The organism is Mycobacterium sp. E2327 (assembly GCF_001672675.1).
GTDB lineage: Bacteria > Actinomycetota > Actinomycetes > Mycobacteriales > Mycobacteriaceae > Mycobacterium.
Map to the genome: position 1 here is coordinate 1 of NZ_LZKE01000140.1, position 21,996 is coordinate 21,996.

At 69.2% G+C, this 21,996-nt stretch carries 15 protein-coding genes, 1 tRNA gene and 2 pseudogenes; 7 read left to right on the forward strand and 11 right to left on the reverse strand.

The features are described 5' to 3' along the window. From A5712_RS16445 to A5712_RS16460, 4 genes and pseudogenes are all read left to right on the forward strand, one after another. Positions 1 to 655 (forward strand): acyl-CoA thioesterase domain-containing protein (locus A5712_RS16445; protein WP_156766595.1); only part of this gene is annotated, 655 nt, incomplete at its 5' end. 149 nt (positions 656 to 804) lie between these two features. Then, positions 805 to 2,199, forward strand: coding sequence for a bifunctional lysylphosphatidylglycerol flippase/synthetase MprF (locus tag A5712_RS16450; RefSeq protein WP_068107138.1), 1,395 nt, complete (start codon positions 805 to 807; stop codon positions 2,197 to 2,199). A gap of 64 nt (positions 2,200 to 2,263) precedes the next feature. Then, a complete protein-coding gene (locus A5712_RS16455) occupies positions 2,264 to 2,776 on the forward strand; it encodes a maleylpyruvate isomerase N-terminal domain-containing protein (protein WP_068107140.1) in 513 nt (170 codons plus the stop codon). Positions 2,777 to 2,818: 42 nt separating this feature from the next. Beyond that, a pseudogene (locus tag A5712_RS16460) lies at positions 2,819 to 3,655 on the forward strand (LLM class F420-dependent oxidoreductase); the annotation flags it as partial. On the opposite strand, the pseudogene cydC reads toward A5712_RS16460, so the two are convergent. From cydC to A5712_RS16505, 9 genes and pseudogenes are all read right to left on the reverse strand, one after another. Continuing rightward, positions 3,637 to 5,375, reverse strand: a pseudogene (cydC, locus tag A5712_RS16465) (thiol reductant ABC exporter subunit CydC). The pseudogenes A5712_RS16460 and cydC sit on opposite strands and share 19 nt — an antisense overlap. Further along, positions 5,347 to 6,936 (reverse strand): thiol reductant ABC exporter subunit CydD, encoded by a 1,590-nt coding sequence (gene cydD, locus A5712_RS16470; protein ID WP_231982146.1) that lies wholly within the window; start codon positions 6,934 to 6,936, stop codon positions 5,347 to 5,349. Before cydD ends, cydC begins: the two are co-directional and overlap by 29 nt. Positions 6,937 to 7,016: 80 nt before the next feature. After that, positions 7,017 to 8,057: a cytochrome d ubiquinol oxidase subunit II gene (cydB, locus tag A5712_RS16475; protein WP_068107148.1), complete on the reverse strand. Its 1,041-nt coding sequence runs from the start codon at positions 8,055 to 8,057 to the stop codon at positions 7,017 to 7,019. Positions 8,058 to 8,068: 11 nt separating this feature from the next. Next, on the reverse strand, positions 8,069 to 9,535 hold the full coding sequence (locus A5712_RS16480; protein ID WP_068107151.1) for a cytochrome ubiquinol oxidase subunit I: 1,467 nt from the start codon (positions 9,533 to 9,535) through the stop codon (positions 8,069 to 8,071). A 43-nt stretch (positions 9,536 to 9,578) separates the two neighbouring features. Then, the gene (locus A5712_RS16485) at positions 9,579 to 10,190 is read right to left on the reverse strand and encodes an HdeD family acid-resistance protein (protein ID WP_156766597.1); all 612 of its coding nucleotides are present in this window, start codon (positions 10,188 to 10,190) and stop codon (positions 9,579 to 9,581) included. A 30-nt stretch (positions 10,191 to 10,220) separates the two neighbouring features. Then, entirely contained in the window at positions 10,221 to 11,549 is a 1,329-nt protein-coding gene (locus A5712_RS16490) for an adenylate/guanylate cyclase domain-containing protein (RefSeq protein WP_068107196.1), read from the reverse strand. Between the two features lie 25 nt (positions 11,550 to 11,574). Beyond that, positions 11,575 to 12,087, reverse strand: a complete 513-nt coding sequence (locus A5712_RS16495; RefSeq protein ID WP_068107156.1) for a DUF488 family protein — start codon at positions 12,085 to 12,087, stop codon at positions 11,575 to 11,577. A 53-nt stretch (positions 12,088 to 12,140) separates the two neighbouring features. Continuing rightward, positions 12,141 to 14,621, reverse strand: coding sequence for a PE family protein (locus A5712_RS16500; RefSeq protein ID WP_082973482.1), 2,481 nt, complete (start codon positions 14,619 to 14,621; stop codon positions 12,141 to 12,143). 377 nt (positions 14,622 to 14,998) lie between these two features. Next, a tRNA-Leu gene (locus A5712_RS16505) sits at positions 14,999 to 15,072 on the reverse strand. A gap of 94 nt (positions 15,073 to 15,166) precedes the next feature. Between A5712_RS16505 and A5712_RS16510 the strand changes: the two genes are divergently transcribed. Beyond that, entirely contained in the window at positions 15,167 to 15,793 is a 627-nt protein-coding gene (locus tag A5712_RS16510) for an ANTAR domain-containing response regulator (RefSeq protein WP_197519413.1), read from the forward strand. 153 nt (positions 15,794 to 15,946) lie between these two features. Here A5712_RS16510 and A5712_RS16515 read toward each other — a convergent pair whose 3' ends face one another. Together A5712_RS16515 and A5712_RS16520 are read right to left on the reverse strand one after the other, a co-directional pair. Beyond that, positions 15,947 to 17,146: a lipid-transfer protein gene (locus A5712_RS16515; protein WP_068107199.1), complete on the reverse strand. Its 1,200-nt coding sequence runs from the start codon at positions 17,144 to 17,146 to the stop codon at positions 15,947 to 15,949. After that, positions 17,143 to 17,586 carry a Zn-ribbon domain-containing OB-fold protein gene (locus A5712_RS16520; protein WP_068107159.1) on the reverse strand — a complete coding sequence of 148 codons (444 nt, stop codon included), beginning with the start codon at positions 17,584 to 17,586 and terminating at the stop codon, positions 17,143 to 17,145. Before A5712_RS16520 ends, A5712_RS16515 begins: the two co-directional genes overlap by 4 nt. Positions 17,587 to 17,707: 121 nt before the next feature. On the opposite strand from A5712_RS16520, the gene polA reads away from it, so the two are divergent. Then, the gene (polA, locus tag A5712_RS16525; RefSeq protein ID WP_068107200.1) at positions 17,708 to 20,371 is read left to right on the forward strand and encodes a DNA polymerase I; all 2,664 of its coding nucleotides are present in this window, start codon (positions 17,708 to 17,710) and stop codon (positions 20,369 to 20,371) included. Between the two features lie 172 nt (positions 20,372 to 20,543). Next, positions 20,544 to 21,989, forward strand: a complete 1,446-nt coding sequence (rpsA, locus tag A5712_RS16530; protein ID WP_068107161.1) for a 30S ribosomal protein S1 — start codon at positions 20,544 to 20,546, stop codon at positions 21,987 to 21,989. Positions 21,990 to 21,996 lie beyond the last annotated feature (7 nt).

Sequence of the window (21,996 nt, forward strand, 5' to 3'; positions counted from 1 at the left end):
TTTCGTAGCCGCGCAGCCGCTCGCCGAGCGGCTGCGCGTGCGGCGAGGCGACCTCCGGCGGGTCGACGCCGTGCTCGAGGCCGGGGCCGCCCGACATGTACGAGATCAGCGCCGTGGACAGCAGGATCCCGTCCTGCACGGCGTCGACCCGCCGGAGGTCGCCTCGCCGCACGCGCAGCCGTCCCTCGCCGAGCTGCTGCGCGGCTACGAAAAGATCGTGCCGCACTTCGTCAATGCCCTGCAGCCGATCGAATGGCGCTTCACCAACGATCCCTCGTGGATCATGCGCGACAAGGGCGAGCGGCTGCCGCACAACAGGGTCTGGATGAAGGCGCTGGGTGCGTTGCCCGACGACCCGGTGCTGCACACCGCGACCATGTTGTTCTCCTCGGACACCACCGTGCTGGACTCGGCCATCACCACGCACGGGCTGTCCTGGGGCTTTGACCGCATCTTCGCCGCGTCGGCCAACCATTCGGTGTGGTTCCACCGACAGGTCGACTTCAACAACTGGGTGTTGTACTCGACGTCCTCGCCGGTGGCCGCGGATTCCCGCGGGCTCGGCACCGGCCATTTCTTCGACCGCTCCGGGCAGGTCGTCGCCACGGTGGTCCAAGAAGGCGTGCTGTTATATTTCCCGGCCTCCGGCCGATAGACAGGTCACAGTACGGCATACCCGCAGGAAAACGGCCTGATTTACGCCCACCAGGGCCGCGATCGGGCGTAAGTTCCAATCAGCCGGGTATTCGGTGCGAGGGGTGGAAACAAGCCGCCCGAGCTGGACTTTCGCATCGGGAGGTGACAGTGGACGGACCGGTCGACGTCGCGGCCAAGCCGCGCGCGCGGGAACGCGTTGTCGTCCATGTCGATTCACTGGCGGCCCGCTGGATCGGGGCGTTGGCCCTGGTCTGCGCCGCGGGCTGGCTGATCGTCATATTGGCCCGCCACCACGAACAGCCGTACTGGCACTACGCCGACCGGCTGGGTTGGTCGCTGACGGTCCTGGGCGCGGTGGCGTTCATCGCACGCGGCATCTTCTTGGGTCGTCCGGTGACGGCCGTGCATGCCGTCGCGGCAGCGCTTTTCGTGGTGGCGGGGTTGGGCGCACACGTGCTGTCCTTCGACCTACTCGGAGACCTGCTGATCGTCGGCTCCGGGGTGGCGCTGATGTGGCCGACGACGGCGCACCCGCGACCCGAGGACCTGCCCCGCATTTGGCGGCTGATCAATGCCAGCGCCGACGACCCCCTGGCCCCGTTCGCCATGCAAACGGGCAAGTGCTACCACTTCACCGCGGACGGCACCGCCGCGCTGGCGTACCGGACCCGGCTGGGATACGCCGCGGTCGGCGGGGACCCCGTCGGGAACGAAGAGAAGTTCCCCGAGTTGGTCGCCGACTTCGCCGCCATGTGCCACGCCCACGGCTGGCGGATCGCGGTGGTGGGTTGCAGCGAGCGGCGACTCAACCTGTGGCGCGACCCCGTGGTCATTGGGCGAAAGCTGCGCGCCATCCCGATCGGCCGCGACGTCGTCGTCGACGTGGCGAGTTTCGAGATGGTCGGACGCAAGTCCCGCAACCTGCGGCAGGCCGTGAAGCGCACCCACAACTGCGGCATCACCACCGAGATCGTCGCCGAGCAGGAGCTCGACGACAAGCTGCTCGCCGAGCTGACCGACGTGGTGCGGGCGTCGCCCAGTGGGGCCCACGCCGACCGCGGCTTCTACATGAACCTCGACGGCGTGCTCGAGGGCCGGTTCCCCGGGATACAGGTGATCATCGCCCGCGACGCATCGGGGCGGGTGCAGGGCTTCCATCGGTACGCGACGGCCGGCGGCGGCAGCGACATCAGCCTCGATGTGCCGTGGCGTCGCCGCGGGGCCCCCAACGGCATCGACGAACGGCTCAGCGTCGACATGATCATGGCCGCGAAAGAAGCTGGCGCGCAACGAGTATCGCTGTCGTTCGCGGCATTCCCGGAGATCTTCGAGGATAAGGACCGCGGCAAGGTGCAGCGCGTCTTCTACCGGTTGATCCACGTGCTCGACCCGCTGATCGCGCTCGAATCGCTGTACCGCTACGTGCGCAAGTTCCACGCGATGGACGCGCGGCGGTACGCGGTGATCTCGATGACCCAGCTGGTCCAGTTGGTGTTCGTGTTGTTGACGCTGGAGTTCACCCCGCGCCGGCGACACCTCTGAGTTTCGGCGCCGTGATGTCGGAAAACCGCTAGCCCTCGGCGGCGGCGGCCTGTTGACTGGGCTCATGGCACAAGCGGCGAATCTGCGCGATGAAGCCATGTGCGAGCTGATTTCGAGCTTGTCCACGCTGCAGGCGACCGCGCCGACGTGGTGTGCGGGCTGGAGCGCGCACGAGCTTACCGCCCATGTCGCGGCCGCCGCCGAGGAGCGCGCCAACCTCATCGAGGACCACCTCGCGGGCAAGCCCAGCCGTGCGACGCGCTCGTGGGAGGTGCGCGAGCCGCCGTTTCGCGCGCTGCCCGCCCTGGCCGAAGCCCGGCGATGGCGCGACGCGGATGTCTCGTCGCGCCAGGTGATTCTGCGCACCGGTGCCGGTCCAGACATTTTCGTGACGCCGGGGGAGGCGCCGTCGGCTCTGGGCAACGGCAACGGCAACGGCGTCGTGATTGAGCTGCGGCCCCACGAGCTGCCCCTTCTCCTTTGGGGACGCTGTCCGGCACGGCTGCGTGATCCGAACGCCAACGCCGAGAGGCTGGAGGACGTGTTGGGCCGTCTCTGCGGTCAGGCCGTCGCCTGATCGGCGCGGAATGGTCACCGGGCTGGCTGCGTTGATGGCGGCATGGCCACAGGAATCATCATCAGTCCAAACTCGAATGCCGCCAACCTCGTCGACGACGTGATCGAACAGGCCAGGCGCGCACATGAACTCGGCGTTGGTCAGGTCTGGCTAGCCCAGCGCGTCAACTACGACGCGATTTCGTTGGCGGGTTTGATCGGAGCCGCCGTGCCCGGGCTCGGCGTCGGCACCTCCGTGGTGCCGATCAACCCACGGCACCCGTTGATCGTCGCGTCGTTGGCGCAGACCGCTCAGGCCGCCGCGCACGGCAACTTCAGCCTCGGCCTCGGATTGGGCGCCCGTCAGATCGAACGGCAGACTTTCGGCGTCGACTGGTCGAACAGCATCGAACGATTACGCGACCATCTGACGATCCTGCGCTCCGTTTTCGACAACGGCAGCGTCGACTTCCGGGGCGAGGAGCTGGGCGCAAGCCCCGCCTGGCCGGTGCAGGTCGCCGGCGGCACGCCCGTGCCGCTGTACGTGGCCGCGATGGGGCCCAAGGCGTTACGCGTCACCGGCGAGCTCGCCGACGGCACGCTGCCGTACCTGGCCGGCCCCCGCACCATCGGCGAATTCATCGCACCGGCGATCACCAGGGCCGCCGCCGAGGCGGGCCGGCCTGCGCCGCGCGTCATCGCCGCGGTGCCCGTGGTGTTGTCGGACGACGCCGACGCCGCGCGCACCTACGCCGCCGAGCAGCTGGGTTTCTACCAGACCATCCCGTCGTATCAGAAAGTCATCGCCCGAGAGGGCGTCGACAGCGTGACCGAGCTCGCCGCGATCGGGTCTGAGGATGCGGTGGTCAAGCAGTTGCGCCGCTACCTGGATGCCGGGGCGACGGACTTGGTCCTTAGTTCGTTGGACGACTCCGAATCCGTCGACCGGGAGGCCCTCTGGAGGCTCACCGCATCGCTGTAAGTGACAGCTCGCGACAGCCAATCCCGTTGGGCAAGTGGTGAGTAGCCACCACGACAGTCCGGTCGGCGGACATGAGGCCATTCGGGCCCAACAGATCGCGAAGGATCGGTTCGGCGTCGTTCGCGTCGAGGTGCTCGGTGGGCTCGTCGAGCAACACGATCCGGGCGGGTGAGATCACGGCGCGGGCCAACAACAGCCGTCGGCGCTGACCCGCCGAAACCGCCTGCGCCCCACCGGTCAACACCGTGGACAGGCCGTCGGGCAGGCCGGCAAGCCAGCCGCCGAGGCCGACCGCCTCCAGCGCCGCGGTCAGTTCCGCATCGCCGCAGTCCCCGCGGGCGACCAGCAGGTTGTCGCGCACGGTGGTGGCGAAGACGTGCGCGTCCTCGGCGAAAAAGCCCACCGCCCTGTGCAATTCGTCTTCGTCGAAGCGCGCGACATCGGTGCCGTCCAGCAGCACCCGCCCGTCCAGCGGGGGCAGCAGCCCGGCGAGCGTCATCAGCAGCGTCGTCTTCCCCGAACCGCTGGCGCCCGTGACCGCCAGCCGGGCCCCCGGCGGCAGCACGAGCTCCACCCGGGTGAGCCGGACCGCGTTCGGGTGGCCATAACAGACATCGACCTCCAGGGCGCCGGTGCGGGCGGGCACCGGCGCGCCGCCGTCCTTGGGTTGGTCCGGGGGAGCCAGGTCGAGGAGGCGACGCGCCGCGATCCGTGACCGCGTCAGCTGGACGGCGGCGGCCGGCAGCGCCGTCGTCGCCTCGAACGCGGACAGCGGCAACAACATCAGGACGGCCAACGTGGTGGGCGCGACCGTGTGCGCCAACCCGATCCCGGCCACCACCGCGCCCAGCACGCTGGCCCCGATCGCCGCCGTGGGCATCGCCTCGGCGATGGCCGCCGGTCGCGCCGCGGCGTCGAGGGCGTCGGCCCAGGCGCGGTGGCGGCGTTGCGCATCGGCGATCACGCCGGGCAGGGCGCCCGCGACGCGCAGCTCCGGGGCGTGTTCGAGGGCGACCATCGCCGACGTATCGCGATCGGAATGGTGTTGGCGGGCAACCTCTTCCTGCGTCGCCGCGGCCTTGCCCGCAAGCCGTGGGGCAACATAGCCGGCGATCACCAGGCACGCCGCCAGCACCGCCGCGGCCGGCAGCGAGATGGCCGCGACGACCGCCGTCGCCGCCAGCGCGAGCACCGCGGCGACGGCGATCGGCACCACCGCGCGCACCAGCACGTTGGCCAGCTCGTCGACGTCGGTGCCCACCCTGGCCACCAGCTCACCGCTGTGCAGGCGGACGGCGGCTGCCGCGGGGCCACGGGCGAGCCGGTGATAGATCTGCGCCCGCGCCGTCCCGGCCGCCCGCAGCGCGGTGTCGTGGGTGGCCAGCCGCTCGCAGTAGTGCAGCACGCCCCGCGAAATCGCGAACGTGCGCACGGCCACGACGGCGACGGACAGGTCCACCACGGGCGGCATCTGCCAGGCCCGCGTGATCAGCCAGGCCGAAACCCCGGCCAGCGCCAGGGCGCTGCCCAGCGACAGCACGCCCAGCCCGACGGCCGCGAGCATTCGCGGCACCCGCGGGCGCAGCAGGCTCGCGCTGGCCAGGAGGAGATCAGACCGCGGCATGGCGCACCTCCGCATCGGCGGCCACCTCGACGACCCGGTCACCGATTGCGACGACGGGGTCGCGGTGCCCGACGACCACCACCGTCGCACCGGAGCGCGCGCGCTCGACGATGGCGCGCAGCACAAGCTGTTCGGTGCGCGCGTCCAGGTGCGCGGTCGGCTCGTCGAGCAGCAGCACCGGGGCCCCCGAGCCGAGCGCCCGGGCCAGGCCCAGCCGTTGGCGCTGGCCCAGCGACAGCCCGACGCCGCCGCGGCCGAGCGCGGTTTCCATCCCGTCGGGCAGGTCGGCCAGCACCGCATCGAAACCCGATGCGGCGCAGGCGTCGTCGAGGTCGTCGAGCGTTCCCAGCAGGTTCAGGTTGTCGCGCACGGTGCCCGGGACGAGGACCGGCCGCTGCGGCAGCCAGGACAGCTGTCGCCACCACGCGGCGCGGTCCAGGTCGGCGACGTCGACCCCGGCCACGGTGATCCGGCCGGAGGACGGTGCGGTGAGGCCGGCGATCACCTGCAGCGTGGTGCTCTTGCCGGCGCCGTTGTGCCCGGTCAGCACCGTGACCCGACCGGGCTCGAGCACCGCGGTCAGGTCGCGGGGCGCGTGGCCGTCGCGGCCCAGCACGCTGAGGTTTTCGATGTGGATCTGCTTTCCGCGGGCGTCCACGGTCTGGCTTCGCGCAGTCGTGTCCGCGGGCTCGCCGATGAGGGCGAACGCCTTGTCCGCGGCGGTCCTACCCTCCTGTGCGGCATGGAATTCCACGCCGATGCGCCGCAGTGGCCAGTAGACGTCGGGCGCCAGCAGCAGCACGGTCAGGCCGGTGGTCAGCGTCATCTCACCGAACAGCAGGCGAAGGCCGATGCCGACCGCGATCAGGGCCACACCGAGCGTGGCCAGCAATTCGAGCACCAGCGCCGACAGGAAGGCGATCCGCAGTGTCGCCATGGCCGAACGTCGGTGGGCGGCAGCCAGTTCGGCGATCCGGTGTTCCGGGCCGCGGCCCCGGCCCAGCGCGCGCAGCGTCGGGATGCCGGCGATCAGGTCCAGCAGCCGGGCCTGCAGGGTCGTCATGGCCTCCAGCGCCGCGGCCGATCGGTCGGCGGTCGCGAGCCCGATCAGCACCATGAAGACCGGTATCAGCGGCAGGGTGATCACCACGATCACCATCGATTTCGGGTCGTAGAGCGCGATCACGGCGACGGTGGCCGGGGTCAAGATCGCGGCGAGGAGCAAGGTGGGCAGGTATCCGGCGAAGTAGGGCCGCAACCCGTCCAGGCCACGCGTCACCACGACGGCGGCGGCATCGCGCTGCGCGGCGAGTTCTGCCGGTTGCCGGGCGGTCACTGCGGCCAGCACCTGCCCGTTGAGGTCGGCGATGACGGCGCCGGCCCCGCGCTGCCCCAGGCGGGCCTGCAACCAGTGCGTCACCGTGCGAACGAACCACAGCGCCAACAGGATTGACAGGGGACCCAGCCAGGCGCGCAAGCCACGCGCCGGGTGATCGCCGATGACGCGGGCCACGACGCCGGCCAGGACGATCGCCGAGGCGATCGCGCAGCCGGAGATCACCACCCCGCAACCCACCGCGGCGACCAGGTAGCGCCGCAACGCGGTCGACGCCCGCCACAGCCGCGGGTCAAGCGGCGCTCGTGATGCGGTTGCGGTCAGGACGCGCGCCTCGCCAGCCCGATGGGAGCCGGTATCCGCTCGGACGAGATCCGTTGCCGGAACACCCAATACGTCCATGCCTGGTATATGACCGTCAGCGGAGCCATGATCGCCGTCACCCAGGTCATGATCTTCAGGGTATAGGGGGTCGACGAGGCGTTGTAGATCGTCACGCTCCACTGGCTGTTCAGCGTCGAGGGCACCAGGTTCGGGTACAACGAGCCGAACAACAGAATCACCACGGCCGCCACCGCCAGGGCGGTACTGGCGAAGGCCCAGCCCTCCGACGCGCGCCGCCACACCAGCAGCACGGCCGCCAGCTGGGCGACGACCGCGACCCCCAGCACGATCCAGGTCCAGCCCTTGCCGTGCGCCAGCTGCGTCCAAAGCCCAAAGGCCGCAACCAGTCCCGTGGCCGGCAACGACAACCACACCGCGAAGCGGTGCGCTTCGTCCCGGATGCTGCCCGAGGTCTTCAAACCGACGAACACCGCGCCGTACTGCAGGAACAGCCCGGCGGTGGCCAGGCCGCCCAGCAGCGTGTAGGGGTTGAGCACATCGGTGATCGACAGGTTGACGTGGCCGGCCGCGTCCACCGGCAGCCCGCGGACCAGGATGGCGAAGGCGACGCCCCACAGGATGGCGGGCAGCCACGACCCGGCGGCGATCCCGAAATCGGCCCAGCGGCGCCATTTCGTGTCGTCGATCTTGCCGCGCCATTCGATCGACACGGAGCGCACGATCATGCCGAACAGGATCGCCAGCAGCGGCAGGTACAGCGTGGAGAACACGGTGGCATACCAGCCGGGAAAGGCGGCGAACATCGCCGCGCCAGCCGTGATCAGCCAGACCTCGTTGCCGTCCCACACCGGCCCGATGGTGTTGAGCGCCGTGCGGCGATGCAGCTCCGGGTCGCCCACGCCGAAGCGGGCGAACGGTTCCATCAGCATGCCCACGCCGAAGTCGAAGCCTTCGAGGATGAAGAAACCGAGGAACAGCATCGCAATGATGCCGAACCACAACTGTTGCAATGCCACCGGTCAGCTCCTTAATACGCGAACGAAAGTGGCGCCACGTCGTCCTCGCTGGGCGCTTGGGGCGGTGCCGGTTCGGCGTCGTGTTCCTGTGGGCCCGCAGCGACGTAACGCCTGAGCAGGTAGAACCAGATGACCGCGAGCACCGCGTAGACGAGGGTGAAGGTCACCAGGGATGTGACCACCATTCCCGGAGCGTGGCTGGAGACGGCTTCGTGAACGGTAAACCGCACCTGTTGATCGCCGGTCGGGTTCGGGACGACGATCCAGGGCTGGCGGCCCATTTCGGTGAACACCCACCCGGAGATGTTGGCCAGGAACGGCGTTGGAATGGTCAGCAGCGCAAACCATGAGAACCAGCGCTGGTTGGGCGCCCGGTCGCCGCGGGTGAACCACAACGTCGCGAGCGCGAACAGCACCGGAATGGCGAGGAATCCGATCATCGCGCGGAATGACCAGTAGGTCACGAAAAGATTCGGCCGGTAGTCGTTCGGCCCGAATCGGTGCTCGAAGTCCTGCTGGATGTTGCGCACACCTTGCAACGTGACACCGCTGGTCTTGCCCTCGGCCAGGAACGGCAGCACGTACGGCACCTCGATCACGCGGGTGATGCTGTCGCAGTTGTTGTGCGTGCCGACGGTCAGGATCGAGAAGTTCGGATCGGATTCGGTGCTACACAACGATTCCGCAGAAGCCATCTTCATCGGCTGCTGGACGAACATCAGCTTGCCCTGGCGGTCCCCGGTGAAGAACAGCCCGATCGCGGCGAGCAGCACTACCCAGCAGCCCAGGATGGCCGCGGGACGAAACACATTGCGGGCGTCGGCTTCGGACAGGGCGGATGCCGGATTGCGCGAACGGATCAGCCACCACGCGCTGACGGCGGCGACGAAAGTTCCGGCGGTTAGTAGCGCCCCCGTCACCGTGTGCGAAAACGCCGCCAGCGCGGTGTTATTGGACAGCAGCGCGAAGATGCTGTTCAGCTCGGCGCGGTGCGTCGCCGGGTTGTAGTGCGCGCCGACCGGGTGCTGCATGAACGAGTTCGCCACGATGATGAAGAACGCGGACACGTTGACACTGATCGCGACGATCCAGATGCAGGCCAGGTGTAGCAGCCGCGGCAGCCGGCTCCAGCCGAAGATCCACAACCCGATGAAGGTGGACTCGAAGAAGAAGGCGAACAGGCCCTCCATCGCAAGCGGGGCGCCGAAGATGTCGCCGACGAACCGCGAGTACTCGCTCCAGTTCATCCCGAACTGAAATTCCTGGACGATGCCGGTGGCTACGCCGATGGCGAAGTTGATCAGGAACAGCTTGCCGAAGAACTTGGTCAGCCGGTACCAGGCGGTGTTGCCGGTTGCCACCCAGACCGTCTGCATGACGGCCAGCAGTGGAGCCAGGCCGATGGTGAGCGGCACGAAGATGAAGTGGTAGACGGTGGTGATACCGAACTGCCACCGCGAAATATCGACGACATTCATCTGTCATCTCCCTACTGCGGGTATCTACGACGCAGTGTAGTAGTTAGGTAGCGCTGGCGCCACGCCCCAGTTCTTTGGAAGCCTTGCGGATGCCGAACGACGACACGATCTCGAAAACGCCGATTACCACGAACCAGACGCCGACCACGATCGCCAGGGTGACGATGGAGTCGAATGGCGACGCCAGGACGACGATTCCGGCGAGCAGGCTGATCACGCCGATGAAGATCGACCAGGCCCGCCCCGGTAGCACGGGATCGCTGATCGCCGAGACCGTCGTGGCCACCCCGCGGAAGATGAACCCGACGCCAATCCAGATGGCCAGCAACAGGACTGCGTAGCCCTGGCCGAAATGCCGAAATGCCAAGACCGCCAGGATGAGTGACGCCGCGCCGCTGATGAACAACAAGATCCGGCTTCCCGCCGAGACGTGCAGGCTGAACGCGAAAACGACCTGCGCGGCGCCGGTGATCAACAGATAGATGCCGAACGCGACGGCGGCAGCGAGAATGGAGATTCCGGGCCAGGCCAGGATCACGGCGCCGACGATGAGCGACAGGATTCCGGAGGCCAGCGTGGATTTCCACAAGTGCGGCAACAAGCTTGGGACAGGGACGGTTCCAGGCGTGGTTTGCATGGCCGAAGTCTGGCACATACCGCGGACCGGGGGATAGGGACTTTCGGCTCAGACGCGCGCGGTGCGCGGTTCCTCGGCGGGCAGGTCGGTGGGCTCCTCGGTTGCCTTGCGGCCGATCAGATACCAGGTTCGCATCGGGCCCTTGCCCTTGACCTCGATGCTGCCCCGCTCCTGCAGGACGAACTCGTCTTTGAGGCGCTCGTACATCGCCTCGGGCACCTGGATCCGGCCCACCGAGTCGGTGGATTCCATCCGGGAGGCGACGTTGACCGCGTCGCCCCACACGTCGTAGAAGAACCGGCGCGAGCCGACGACACCGGCGACCACCGGCCCGCAGGCCATGCCCACCCGCAGCGGAATCGGCTCACCGTGCGGATCCCTCAGTGCCGCTGCGACATTGGCCATGTCGAGCGCGAAATCCGCCAGCGCGCGGGAATGGTCCGGCCGCGGGCGCGGCACGCCGCTGACCACCATGTACGAGTCGCCGCTGACTTTGATCTTCTCCAAGCCGTGCTTGTCGACGAGGGCGTCGAACGCGCCGTACAGGCGGTCGAGGAAACGCACCAGGTCGGCGGGCGGTGTGCTGCTGGCGCGCTCGGTGAAGCCGACGATGTCGGCGAACAGCACCGAGGCGTCGTCGTACTTGTCGGCGATGACGCTGCGGTCGGGCTCCTTGAGGCGCTCGGCGATGCTGGCGGGCAACATGTTCTCCAGCAGCGTCTCCGAGCGCTCGTACTGGGCCTCCATGACCGCCTCGGCGCGGGCGGTCTCGCGCAGCGCGAACCACACCGTCACGACCACCATCACGACGCTGGAGACGGCGGTGACGACGAAGCCCGTTGACGTCGCCCAGGCCGGCTGCAGCCCGGTGTTGCGCGGGACCAGAAACTCCACCGCGATGATCAGGCCGGCGGCGATGGCCGCCAGCGCCGACGCCAACACGATGTGCTCGATCCCCAGCAGCAGCACCACGATGCAGGCGCCGACCAAAAAGAAGAACTGCGACCCGGAACCGGTGCCCACGTCCAGGCAGCTGGCAAAGACGGAGACGTAGGCCGCACCCAAAAAGGTAAGCGGCGCAACCAAATCCCCGAACCGCTGCAGCCACGGCACCATCGCGAAGATCATGGCGCCGACGACGTTGATCGAGCTGACCTGCCAGGTCCATGAATCGGTGAGGATCTGCACGAGCACGAAGGTCACGCTGACCATCACGGCTAGCCACGCGGTGATGGTGAGGATCCGGCCGCGGCGCGCTGCGCTGGCGGCGTAGTGCTGATTGCGGTCGCGCGTCTGCGCCCGCACTGCGGCGACGCAGTCCGGGCTGTTTGACGAGCCTTCTGACGGGGGTGGGGCTCCGCATTTCTTCGCGCCCACGTTCAAAGCGTAACCGTTGACCTCGTCAATTGTCGGGGGCCCGGTCAACATCGCGGGTAAGCCACTCCGACGGCGGGTGCTCGGCCAGCGTGCCGTTGGGCATGATGTGCCGCACCGGGTGCCCGTCGCGGGTGGCCAGGTCGGCGATCATGCGCCGGTGGCAGCGCCACCAGGTCGGCTCGCCGCACATGATGGCCACGTCGCAGGCCTCGGCGTCGTGCAGCAGCCGCTCGTATGCCGCCCGGAACTCCGGCGTGCGGGTGTGCGCCGCGTAATTGGCGAATGCGGGGTTCTCCCACCACTGGTCGCGCGGTAGCCGGGTGGCCGGCGGCTTGCGTCGCCCACCGAGATCCGGCTCGTGGCGATACGCGATCCCGGCGGCGGTCAGCCAGCCCGGCATCGCCTCCTTGGACACGTCGGGGTTGCGGCGCGAGCCGGGGAAACTGCGGACGTCGACCAGCAGCGTGATGCCGTGCCTGAGAAGCGCGGCGGTCAGTTCGTCGGCGGTTTTCGCGCCGTGTCCGATGGTGTACAGCATCGCGTGGGGGATGCCCCGGCCACCAGCCGCGTTAACCCGCGGCTCGCTGTTTGCTAAGTCAACCCATCATTCCCGCGGACCAGTCCGGTGCCACCGGTCCCCGGCGTACCCGGCCCGATCGCCGTACCAAGTCCCGCGTTGCCGCCATTACCTCCGTCGCCGAGCAGCCCGGTGCCACCGTTACCGCCGTTCCCGCCGGTGGTCGCGCCGTCGGCGCCCGCGCCGCCGTCACCGCCATCGCCGATCAGCCCACCCTTGCCGCCGCCGGCTCCGTTGCCGCCGAGGGTGAGGCTGCCTTGGCCGCCGGCGCCGCCGGCCCCGCCGGAACCGGCGATCGCTCCGGCATTGCCGCCCGCCCCGCCGGCACCGCCGGCGCCGCCGCTGCCGCCGGCTCCGCCGGTTCCACCGGCGCCGAAAAGCATCGCGGCCGCGCCGGCACCGCCGTCCCCGCCGGTGGTGCCGCCCCATCCGCCCGCGCCGCCGTCCCCGCCGGGACCGCCGAACAGGCCGCCGGCGCCTCCGCCGCCACCGTTCCCGCCGGTGACGGCGCCGAAGCCGCCGGTGCCGCCGACGCCCCCGGCGCCCAGGTACGTTGCGGACCCGCCGGCGCCGCCGGCACCGCCGGCGAGGACGTTGCCCAACCCGCCGGCGCCGCCGCCACCGCCGGCACCGAACAGCACAGCGCCGCCATTCCCACCGTTCCCGCCGGTGGTGCCGCTGAAGCCACCGACGCCGCCGGCTCCGCCGGCGTTAACCAGCGCGGCGCCGCCGTTGCCCCCGTTCCCGCCGGTGCTGCCGACGATGCCGACTCCGCCGGGTCCGCCGCCACCGCCGGAACCGAACAGCCCGCCTGGGCCGCCGTTCCCGCCGTTGCCGCCGCCGACTCCACCGACGAGGAGCCCCTTTCCGCCGGCGCCGCCTCCGCCGCCGCTGCCGATCAGCCCGGCGGCCCCGCCGTTGCCGCCGGGCTGGCCGGCGACGGTGGTCGAGGACAGCCCCGATCCGCCGGCTCCGCCGCTGCCGAACAGCCACCCGGCGTTCCCGCCGTCGGCTCCAGTGCCCGGTGCCCCGGGGACTCCGTTGCCTACCAGCGGGCGGCCCGTCAGCATCTCGATCGGGCCGGGCGGCAGTGCCGGCCCTGGGTGCAGCCCGCCCGCATACGAGCCGGGGATCAGCCCGGTGCCGGCCGCGCCGCCGGTGCCCGCCGAAAACTGCGTCACCCCCAGTCCGGGGTTGCCGCCGTTGCCACCGACGCCGATTGTCGCGGCGCCGCCGGCCCCACCATCACCACCAATGCCGCCGCCGGAGAACCCGCCGGCGCCGCCCTCACCGCCGTTGCCGATCAGGCCACTCTTGCCGCCCGGCCCGCCGTGTCCGCCATTGGTGAAGCCGTTCAAGCCGGCGCCGCCGGCCCCGCCGCTCCCGGAGATGATTCCGGCGTTGCCGCCCGCCCCGCCGGCCCCGCCGATGCCGCTGTTGCCCTGGCCGCCGGTGCCGCCCGCCCCGCCGGCGCCGAAGAGCATCGCGGCCCCGCCGGTGCCGCCGTTCCCACCGTTGGTTGTGCCGTAAGCGCCGGAGCCGCCGGCCCCGCCGACACCGCCAAACAGCCCACCGTTGCCGCCGGCCCCGCCGTCCCCGCCGGTGACGTTGCCGGCACCGCCGTTGCCGCCGGCCCCGCCCGCACCGTGGAACAGGGCGGCCCCGCCGGCCCCGCCCACGCCGCCCGTGGCGCCAGATCCCCCGGCACCGCCGGCCCCGCCGGCGCTGAATAACCCCGCACCGCCGCCACCGCCGGCACCACCGGTAGCGGCGCTGTGACCCCCGATGCCGCCGACACCCCCGGCACCGAACAGCCCACCGGCGCCGCCGATGCCGCCGTTTCCGCCGCTGGTGGTGCCCAACCCGCCGGCGCCGCCGACGCCGCCCGCTCCGAACAGCCCGCCGGCCCCGCCGGCACCGCCGTTGCCGCCGCTGGTGATCCCTCGGCCGCCGGCCCCGCCGGCGCCACCCGTGCCGATGAGCCCGGCCGCCCCGCCGTTACCGCCGTTTTGGCCGGCGCCGGTCGTCGAGTTCGCGCCGGACCCGCCGGCACCACCGTTGCCGAACAGCCATCCGCCGTCGCCGCCGTTTGCCCCACTGCCAGGCGCCGCGTTGGCGCCGTTGCCGATCAACGGGCGCCCGGTGAGCATCCGGATCGGACCCTCGGCCGCCGCGGAGCCCGGGCTGAGCGCACCGTTCAGGCCCTGCTGGATGCTCGCGACCTCGGTACTGACATAGGCGAACGCAGCCGCGTTGAGGGTTTGCACAAATTGGTTGTGAAACGCTGCGGCCGTCTCGCTCAGCGCCTGAAATTCGGCGCCCTGCTGCGAGAACAGCGACGCGATGGCCGCCGAAACCTCGTCGGCGGCGGCGGCCAGCACCCCCGTCGTGGGCGCGGCTGCCGCCGCGCTGGCGGACGTAACCATCGAGCCGATGCCGGCCAGATTCGTTGCCGCCGATGCCATGATCTCCGGTGCCGCGATCACAAACGACATCTGATACCTCCGCTACTCAAAGGCAATCAAGGTGTCGCCACCGCATTCAGCGACATATGGATGTTAGGGGCCTTCGGCATGAATGTCGGCGGTTTTGGTCGAATTCCTTTTGTAGTCGGCGCGGGAGGCAACAAGACGAACCAAGGAGGGGGGTCGATTGCGAAATCGCCGTCAGCGGCCCGTATTTCGCGGTGCCGGCCGGTGACCATGCCGGAATTGTCACAAGCGCCGTTGTGAACAAGCGGGTCGGGGTGCAACGCCGGGTAAACATGTTCGGCGGAATATTTGGCGTGCGGAATCCGGCTGGAAGCCGGGCGTCCGCGGCCCATACCAAATGCCGGCCAAGAAGGCGGCTTGCTGAGCCTCATCACATTGAGTGCCCTCGGTGGGATTCGAACCCACACTGGACGGGTTTTGAGTCCGTTTCCTCTGCCAGTTGGGATACGAGGGCTGGGCAGCCTCCCACCATAGAGGATTGGTGCGCCGATCGGTTCTCACCGCCCCCGAGTTCGCTGGTGGCGGGCATGCACGACACAATGTCCGTCATGACAGGCCCCAAGACCGACACCGACGCCGCTGTGCCGCGCCGGGTCCTGATCGCGGAAGACGAAGCGCTCATCCGGCTGGACCTGGCCGAGATGCTCCGAGAGGAGGGCTACGAGATCGTCGGCGAGGCGGGCGACGGCCAGGAGGCCGTCGAACTCGCCGAGCGCCACAAGCCGGACCTGGTGATCATGGACGTGAAGATGCCACGCCGCGACGGCATCGACGCGGCCTCGGAAATAGCCAGCAAGCGCATCGCGCCGATCGTGGTGCTGACCGCGTTTAGCCAGCGCGACCTGGTCGAGCGCGCCCGCGACGCCGGCGCGATGGCCTACCTGGTGAAGCCGTTCACGATCAGCGACCTGATCCCGGCGATCGAATTGGCGGTCAGCCGGTTCGCCGAGATCAGTGAGCTGGAACGCGAAGTGGCGACGCTGTCCGAGCGGCTGGAGACCCGCAAGCTCGTCGAGCGCGCCAAGGGCCTGCTGCAGACCAAGCAGGGCATGACCGAGCCCGAGGCGTTCAAGTGGATCCAGCGCGCGGCCATGGACCGGCGGACCACCATGAAGCGGGTGGCCGAGGTGGTCTTGGAAACCCTGGGGGACACGCCCAAAGAGGCTTCCGAATAGTGCCGCGACTTTAAGTGTGCGGTGACGGCTTTGCGTGTGTATCCAGGGCGGGAAGACCGCGTTGGCACGCGACGGCCAACCGCGCCGAGACTGCGCTCAGATCGCGAATTTGGGCGATTCGACGCTCTGGTTGCAGTCTCGGCGAAACGCGAACTAGCGCGCGACGATCACCGACGAGCCGTGGCCGAACAGGCCCTGATTGGCGGTGACGCCGACGGTCGCGCCCTCCACCTGCCGGCCGGTGGCCTGGCCGCGCAGCTGCCACGTCAACTCGCAGACCTGCGCGATCGCCTGGGCGGGAATGGCCTCGCCGAAGCACGCCAGGCCGCCTGACGGGTTGACCGGGACGCGGCCGCCGATGGTGGTGGCGCCGCTGCGCAGCAGCGCCTCGGCCTCGCCCTTGGCGCACAGGCCCAGGTGTTCGTACCAGTCGAGCTCGAGCGCAGTGGACAGGTCATAAACCTCGGCCAGGCTGACGTCCTCGGGCCCGATGCCCGCCTCGGCGTACGCGGCGTCGAGGATCTGGTCCTTGAACACCCGCTCCGGCGCGGCCACGATGGCGGTGGAATCCGTTGCGATATCGGGCAATTCGGGCAGGTGCTGCGGGTAGCGCGGTGTCACGGTGCTGACCGCGCGCACCGACGGGACGCCGTCGAGCGATCCGAGGTGCTTGCGGGCAAAGTCGGCGCTGGCGACGATCAGCGCGGCGGCGCCGTCGGACGTGGCGCAGATGTCGAGCTGGCGCAGCGGGTCGGCCACCACGGGGCTGGCGAACACGTCGTCAACCGATGATTCCTTGCGGTAGCGGGCATTTGGGTTCTGCAGGCCGTGCCGCGAGTTCTTCACCTTGACCTGTGCGAAGTCCTCGGGCGTGGCACCGTAGAGGTCCATCCGGCGCCGCGCCAGCAACGCGAAGTACACCGGGTTCATCGCCCCGATCAGGTGGAACCGCTGCCAGTCCGGGTCGTTCTTGCGCTCCCCGCCGACGGGGGCGAACGCGCCCTTCGGGGTGGTGTCGGCGCCGATCACCAGCGCGACGTCGCAGAAGCCGGCCAGGATCTGCGCCCGGGCGCTCTGCAGCGCCTGCGAACCGCTGGCGCACGCGGCGTAGCTGGAGCTGACCGGGACCCCGTTCCAGCCCAGCTTCTGCGCGAACGTCGACCCGGCGATGAAACCCGGATAGCCGTTGCGGATCGTGTCGGCCCCGGCGACCAGCTGGATCTGCCGCCAGTCCAACCCGGCCTCGGCCAGCGCGGCCCGCGCTGCGACGACGCCGTATTCGGTGAAGTCGCGGCCCCACTTTCCCCACGGGTGCATGCCGGCGCCGAGGATGTACAGCGGTTCAGGGCTCATGACGGGATCCTCCACGCGTGCACGAGGCGTTGCACGCCGTCGTCGTCGATGTATAGCGGCATGGTGGTCAGCTCCATCTCCATGCCGACCTTCAAATCCTCGGCCAGCGTGCCCTCGACGACCTTGCCCAGCACGATCAGCCCCTCTTCGGCCAGCTCCACCGCCGCGATGGCGAACGGCTCGAAGGGGTCCGGGGCAGGGTAGGGCGCCGGCGGCGGATACCGGTTCTCGGTGTAGCTCCACAGCGTCCCCCGGGTCGACAACGCGACCGGCTCCAGCGTGTCGCTGGCGCAGGCCGGGTTGGGGCAGTTGTTCTCGCGCGGCGGGAAGACGTAGGTGCCGCACTCGGGGCACTTGCTGCCGATCAGATGGGCGTTACCGGCGTCATCGGTGGCGAACCAACCGTCGATCGCGGGTTGTTGGCTGGTGACCTCGGGCACCCGCCAACACTACCAAGCGCTTGTTTGGGGATGCCAGGCTTCGTCACACCGGGTGCCTAGAGTGAATGCCGTGCCCGCCGCCACCCCTCAGAAAACCGAGGAACAAACCAAACCGACACTCATGCTCTTGGACGGCAATTCGCTGGCGTTCCGGGCGTTCTACGCGCTGCCCGCCGAGAACTTCAAGACCCGCGGCGGGCTGACCACCAACGCGGTCTACGGCTTCACCGCCATGCTGATCAACCTGCTGCGCGACGAGGCGCCGACGCACATCGCCGCGGCGTTCGACGTGTCGCGGCAGACCTTCCGCTCCGAGCGATACCCCGAGTACAAGGCCAACCGGTCGTCGACGCCGGACGAATTCCACGGCCAGATCGACATCACCAAGGAGGTGCTCAACGCGCTGGGCATCACGGTGCTCTCGGAGCAGGGGTTCGAGGCCGACGACCTCATCGCGACGCTGGCCACCCAGGCCGAGAACGAGGGCTACCGCGTGCTGGTGGTCAGCGGTGATCGCGACTCCCTGCAACTGGTCAGCGACGACGTCACGGTGCTGTACCCGCGCAAGGGCGTCAGCGAATTGACCCGCTTCACCCCCGAGGCCGTCGTGGAAAAGTACGGGCTGACCCCGCAGCAGTACCCCGACTTCGCGGCGCTGCGCGGCGATCCCAGCGACAACCTGCCCGGCATTCCCGGGGTGGGGGAGAAGACCGCGTCGAAGTGGATCGCCGAATACGGCTCCCTGCAGGCGCTGGTCGACAACGTCGACTCGGTCCGCGGCAAGGTGGGCGACGCGCTGCGCGCCAACTTGGCCAGCGTCATCCGCAACCGCGAGCTCACCGATCTCGTCAAAGACGTGCCGCTGGCTCAAACCCCGGACACGTTGCGGCTGCAGCCCTGGGACCGCGACCAGATCCACCGCCTGTTCGACGATCTGGAGTTCCGGGTGTTGCGCGACCGGCTGTTCGAGACCCTGGTCGCCGTCGAGCCCGAGGTCGACGAGGGCTTCGACGTGCGCGGCGACGCGCTCGAGCCCGGCACCGTCGGGCAATGGCTGGCCGCGCACGCCGGCGACGGGCGTAGGGCGGGCCTCGCCGTGGCGGGCACCCACCTGCCGCACGGCGGGGACGCCACCGGGCTGGGCATCGCCGCGGCCGACGGCGACGGCGCCTACATCGACACCGCGACGCTGACCCCCGACGACGACGCCGCGCTGGCGGCCTGGCTGGCCGACCCGGCGAAACCCAAAGCGCTGCACGAGGCCAAGCTCGCCATCCACGACCTGGCCGGCCGCGGCTGGACGCTGGGCGGCGTCACCTCCGACACCGCGCTGGCCGCCTACCTGGTGCGCCCGGGGCAGCGCAGCTTCACCCTCGACGACCTGTCGCTGCGTTACCTGCGTCGCGAGCTGCGCGCGGAAAGTCCTGAGCAGCAACAGCTTTCGCTGCTCGACGACATGGAGGGCGTGGACGAGCAGGCCGTCGCGACCCTGATCCTGCGGGCCCGGGCCGTCGTCGACCTGGCCGACGCGCTGGACGCCGAGCTGGATCGCATCGACTCGACCGCGCTGCTGGGTGAGATGGAGCTGCCGGTGCAGCACGTGCTGGCCGAGATGGAAAGTGCCGGCATCGCCGTCGACCTGCGGCTGCTTGGCGAGCTGCAAAGCCAGTTCGCCGACCAGATCCGCGACGCGGCCGAGGCCGCCTACGCCGTGATCGGCAAGCAGATCAACCTGGGCTCGCCCAAGCAGCTGCAGGTGGTGCTGTTCGACGAGCTCGGGATGCCGAAGACCAAGCGCACCAAGACCGGATACACCACCGACGCCGACGCCCTGCAGTCGCTGTTCGACAAGACCGGCCATCCGTTCCTGCAGCACCTGCTGGCCCACCGCGACGTCACCCGGCTGAAGGTCACCGTCGACGGGCTGCTGAACTCGGTCGCCGCCGACGGCCGCATCCACACCACGTTCAACCAGACCATCGCGGCGACCGGCCGGCTGTCGTCGACGGAGCCCAACCTGCAGAACATCCCGATCCGCACCGAGGAAGGCCGGCAGATCCGGGACGGGTTCGTCGTCGGCAAGTCCTACGAAGAGCTGATGACGGCGGACTACAGCCAGATCGAGATGCGGATCATGGCGCACCTGTCGCGGGACGAAGGGCTCATTGAAGCCTTCAACACCGGGGAGGACCTGCACTCGTTCGTCGCTTCCCGGGCGTTCGGCGTGCCGATCGAGGAGGTCACCGCCGAGCTACGCCGCCGCGTCAAGGCGATGTCGTACGGGCTGGCCTACGGGTTGAGCGCCTACGGGCTGTCGCAGCAATTGAAGATCTCCACCGAGGAAGCCAAGGACCAGATGGACGCGTACTTCGCCCGGTTCGGCGGCGTCCGCGACTACCTGATGGACGTCGTGGAGCAGGCCCGCAAGGACGGCTACACCTCCACGGTGCTGGGCCGCCGCCGCTACCTGCCCGAGCTGGACAGCAGCAACCGCCAGGTTCGGGAGGCCGCCGAGCGGGCCGCGCTCAACGCGCCCATCCAGGGCAGCGCGGCCGACATCATCAAGGTGGCGATGATCGAGGTCGACAAGGCCATCAAGGAGGCCGGGCTGGCGTCGCGGATGCTGCTGCAGGTGCACGACGAACTGTTGTTCGAAGTCGCGCCGGGCGAGCGGGAGGTCCTTGAGGCGCTGGCGCGCGAGAAGATGGGCGGCGCCTACCCGCTCGACGTCCCCCTCGAGGTCTCGGTCGGTTACGGCCGCAGCTGGGATGCGGCCGCGCACTGAAACGCCCCGGCTGTAATATGAAGGCGAAAATAGGCCGGAAATTCGCCGCCGCGTTACATTCGCGTCGGGTCCGTAGCGGCCGAGTTTGTCCAGCTAGTGCCCTGTCGAGTAGCCTCAACAGGTAAATCCATTTTGTCCCTACGACCCAACCTGTCCGGAGCAACCCAACAACATGCCGAGTCCCGCCGTCACCTCGCCGCAAGTAGCCGTCAACGACATTGGCTCGAGCGAGGATTTTCTCGCCGCAATAGACAAAACGATCAAGTACTTCAACGATGGCGACATCGTGGAGGGCACGATCGTCAAAGTGGACCGGGACGAGGTGCTCCTCGACATCGGCTACAAGACCGAAGGGGTCATCCCCGCCCGCGAGCTCTCCATCAAGCACGACGTCGACCCCAACGAGGTCGTTTCCGTCGGCGATGAGGTCGAGGCCCTGGTTCTCACCAAGGAGGACAAAGAGGGCCGGCTGATCCTGTCCAAGAAGCGCGCACAGTACGAGCGCGCCTGGGGCACCATCGAGGCGCTCAAGGAGAAGGACGAGGCCGTCAAGGGCACCGTCATCGAGGTCGTCAAGGGCGGCCTGATCCTCGACATCGGGTTGCGCGGCTTCCTGCCCGCCTCGCTCGTCGAGATGCGCCGCGTCCGCGACCTGCAGCCGTACATCGGCAAGGAGATCGAGGCCAAGATCATCGAGCTGGACAAGAACCGCAACAACGTGGTGCTGTCCCGCCGGGCCTGGCTCGAGCAGACCCAGTCCGAGGTGCGCAGCGAGTTCCTCAACCAGCTGCAGAAGGGCAGCATCCGCAAGGGTGTGGTCTCGTCCATCGTCAACTTCGGCGCGTTCGTCGACCTCGGCGGGGTGGACGGGCTGGTGCACGTCTCCGAGCTGTCCTGGAAGCACATCGACCACCCGTCCGAGGTGGTGCAGGTCGGCGACGAGGTCACCGTCGAGGTGCTCGACGTCGACATGGACCGCGAGCGGGTTTCGTTGTCGCTCAAGGCGACCCAGGAAGACCCGTGGCGCCACTTCGCCCGCACGCACGCCATCGGTCAGATCGTGCCCGGCAAGGTCACCAAGCTGGTTCCGTTCGGCGCGTTCGTCCGCGTCGAGGAGGGCATCGAGGGCTTGGTGCACATCTCCGAGCTGGCCGAGCGGCACGTCGAGGTGCCCGACCAGGTGGTCGCCGTCGGCGACGACGCGATGGTCAAGGTCATCGACATCGACCTGGAGCGCCGCCGAATCTCGTTGTCGCTCAAGCAGGCCAACGAGGACTACACCGAGGAATTCGACCCGGCGAAGTACGGCATGGCCGATAGCTACGACGAGCAGGGCAACTACATCTTCCCCGAGGGCTTCGACTCCGAGACCAACGAATGGCTCGAGGGATTCGACGCCCAGCGCAACGAATGGGAGGCGCGCTACGCCGAGGCGGAGCGCCGGCACAAGATGCACACCGCGCAGATGGAGAAGTTCGCCGCGGCCGAGTCGGCCGCCCACACCGCCGGCGACTCGGCGCCGGGCAACGGCGCGTCGTCGGAGAAGGCGGCGGGTGGATCGCTCGCCAGCGACGCCCAGTTGGCGGCCCTGCGGGAAAAGCTCGCCGGCAACGCCTAGCGGCGTT

What these genes read in the sequence shown, in the direction of transcription:
- A5712_RS16485 (WP_156766597.1), bottom strand. Translation starts at nt 10,190, where the DNA reads ATGTGCCAGACTTCGGCCATGCAAACCACGCCTGGAACCGTCCCTGTC.
- rpsA (WP_068107161.1), top strand. Translation starts at nt 20,544, where the DNA reads ATGCCGAGTCCCGCCGTCACCTCGCCGCAAGTAGCCGTCAACGACATT.
- A5712_RS16500 (WP_082973482.1), bottom strand. Translation starts at nt 14,621, where the DNA reads ATGTCGTTTGTGATCGCGGCACCGGAGATCATGGCATCGGCGGCAACG.
- A5712_RS16515 (WP_068107199.1), bottom strand. Translation starts at nt 17,146, where the DNA reads ATGAGCCCTGAACCGCTGTACATCCTCGGCGCCGGCATGCACCCGTGG.
- A5712_RS16510 (WP_197519413.1), top strand. Translation starts at nt 15,167, where the DNA reads ATGACAGGCCCCAAGACCGACACCGACGCCGCTGTGCCGCGCCGGGTC.
- A5712_RS16480 (WP_068107151.1), bottom strand. Translation starts at nt 9,535, where the DNA reads ATGAATGTCGTCGATATTTCGCGGTGGCAGTTCGGTATCACCACCGTC.
- polA (WP_068107200.1), top strand. Translation starts at nt 17,708, where the DNA reads ATGCTCTTGGACGGCAATTCGCTGGCGTTCCGGGCGTTCTACGCGCTG.
- A5712_RS16455 (WP_068107140.1), top strand. Translation starts at nt 2,264, where the DNA reads ATGGCACAAGCGGCGAATCTGCGCGATGAAGCCATGTGCGAGCTGATT.
- A5712_RS16495 (WP_068107156.1), bottom strand. Translation starts at nt 12,087, where the DNA reads ATGCTGTACACCATCGGACACGGCGCGAAAACCGCCGACGAACTGACC.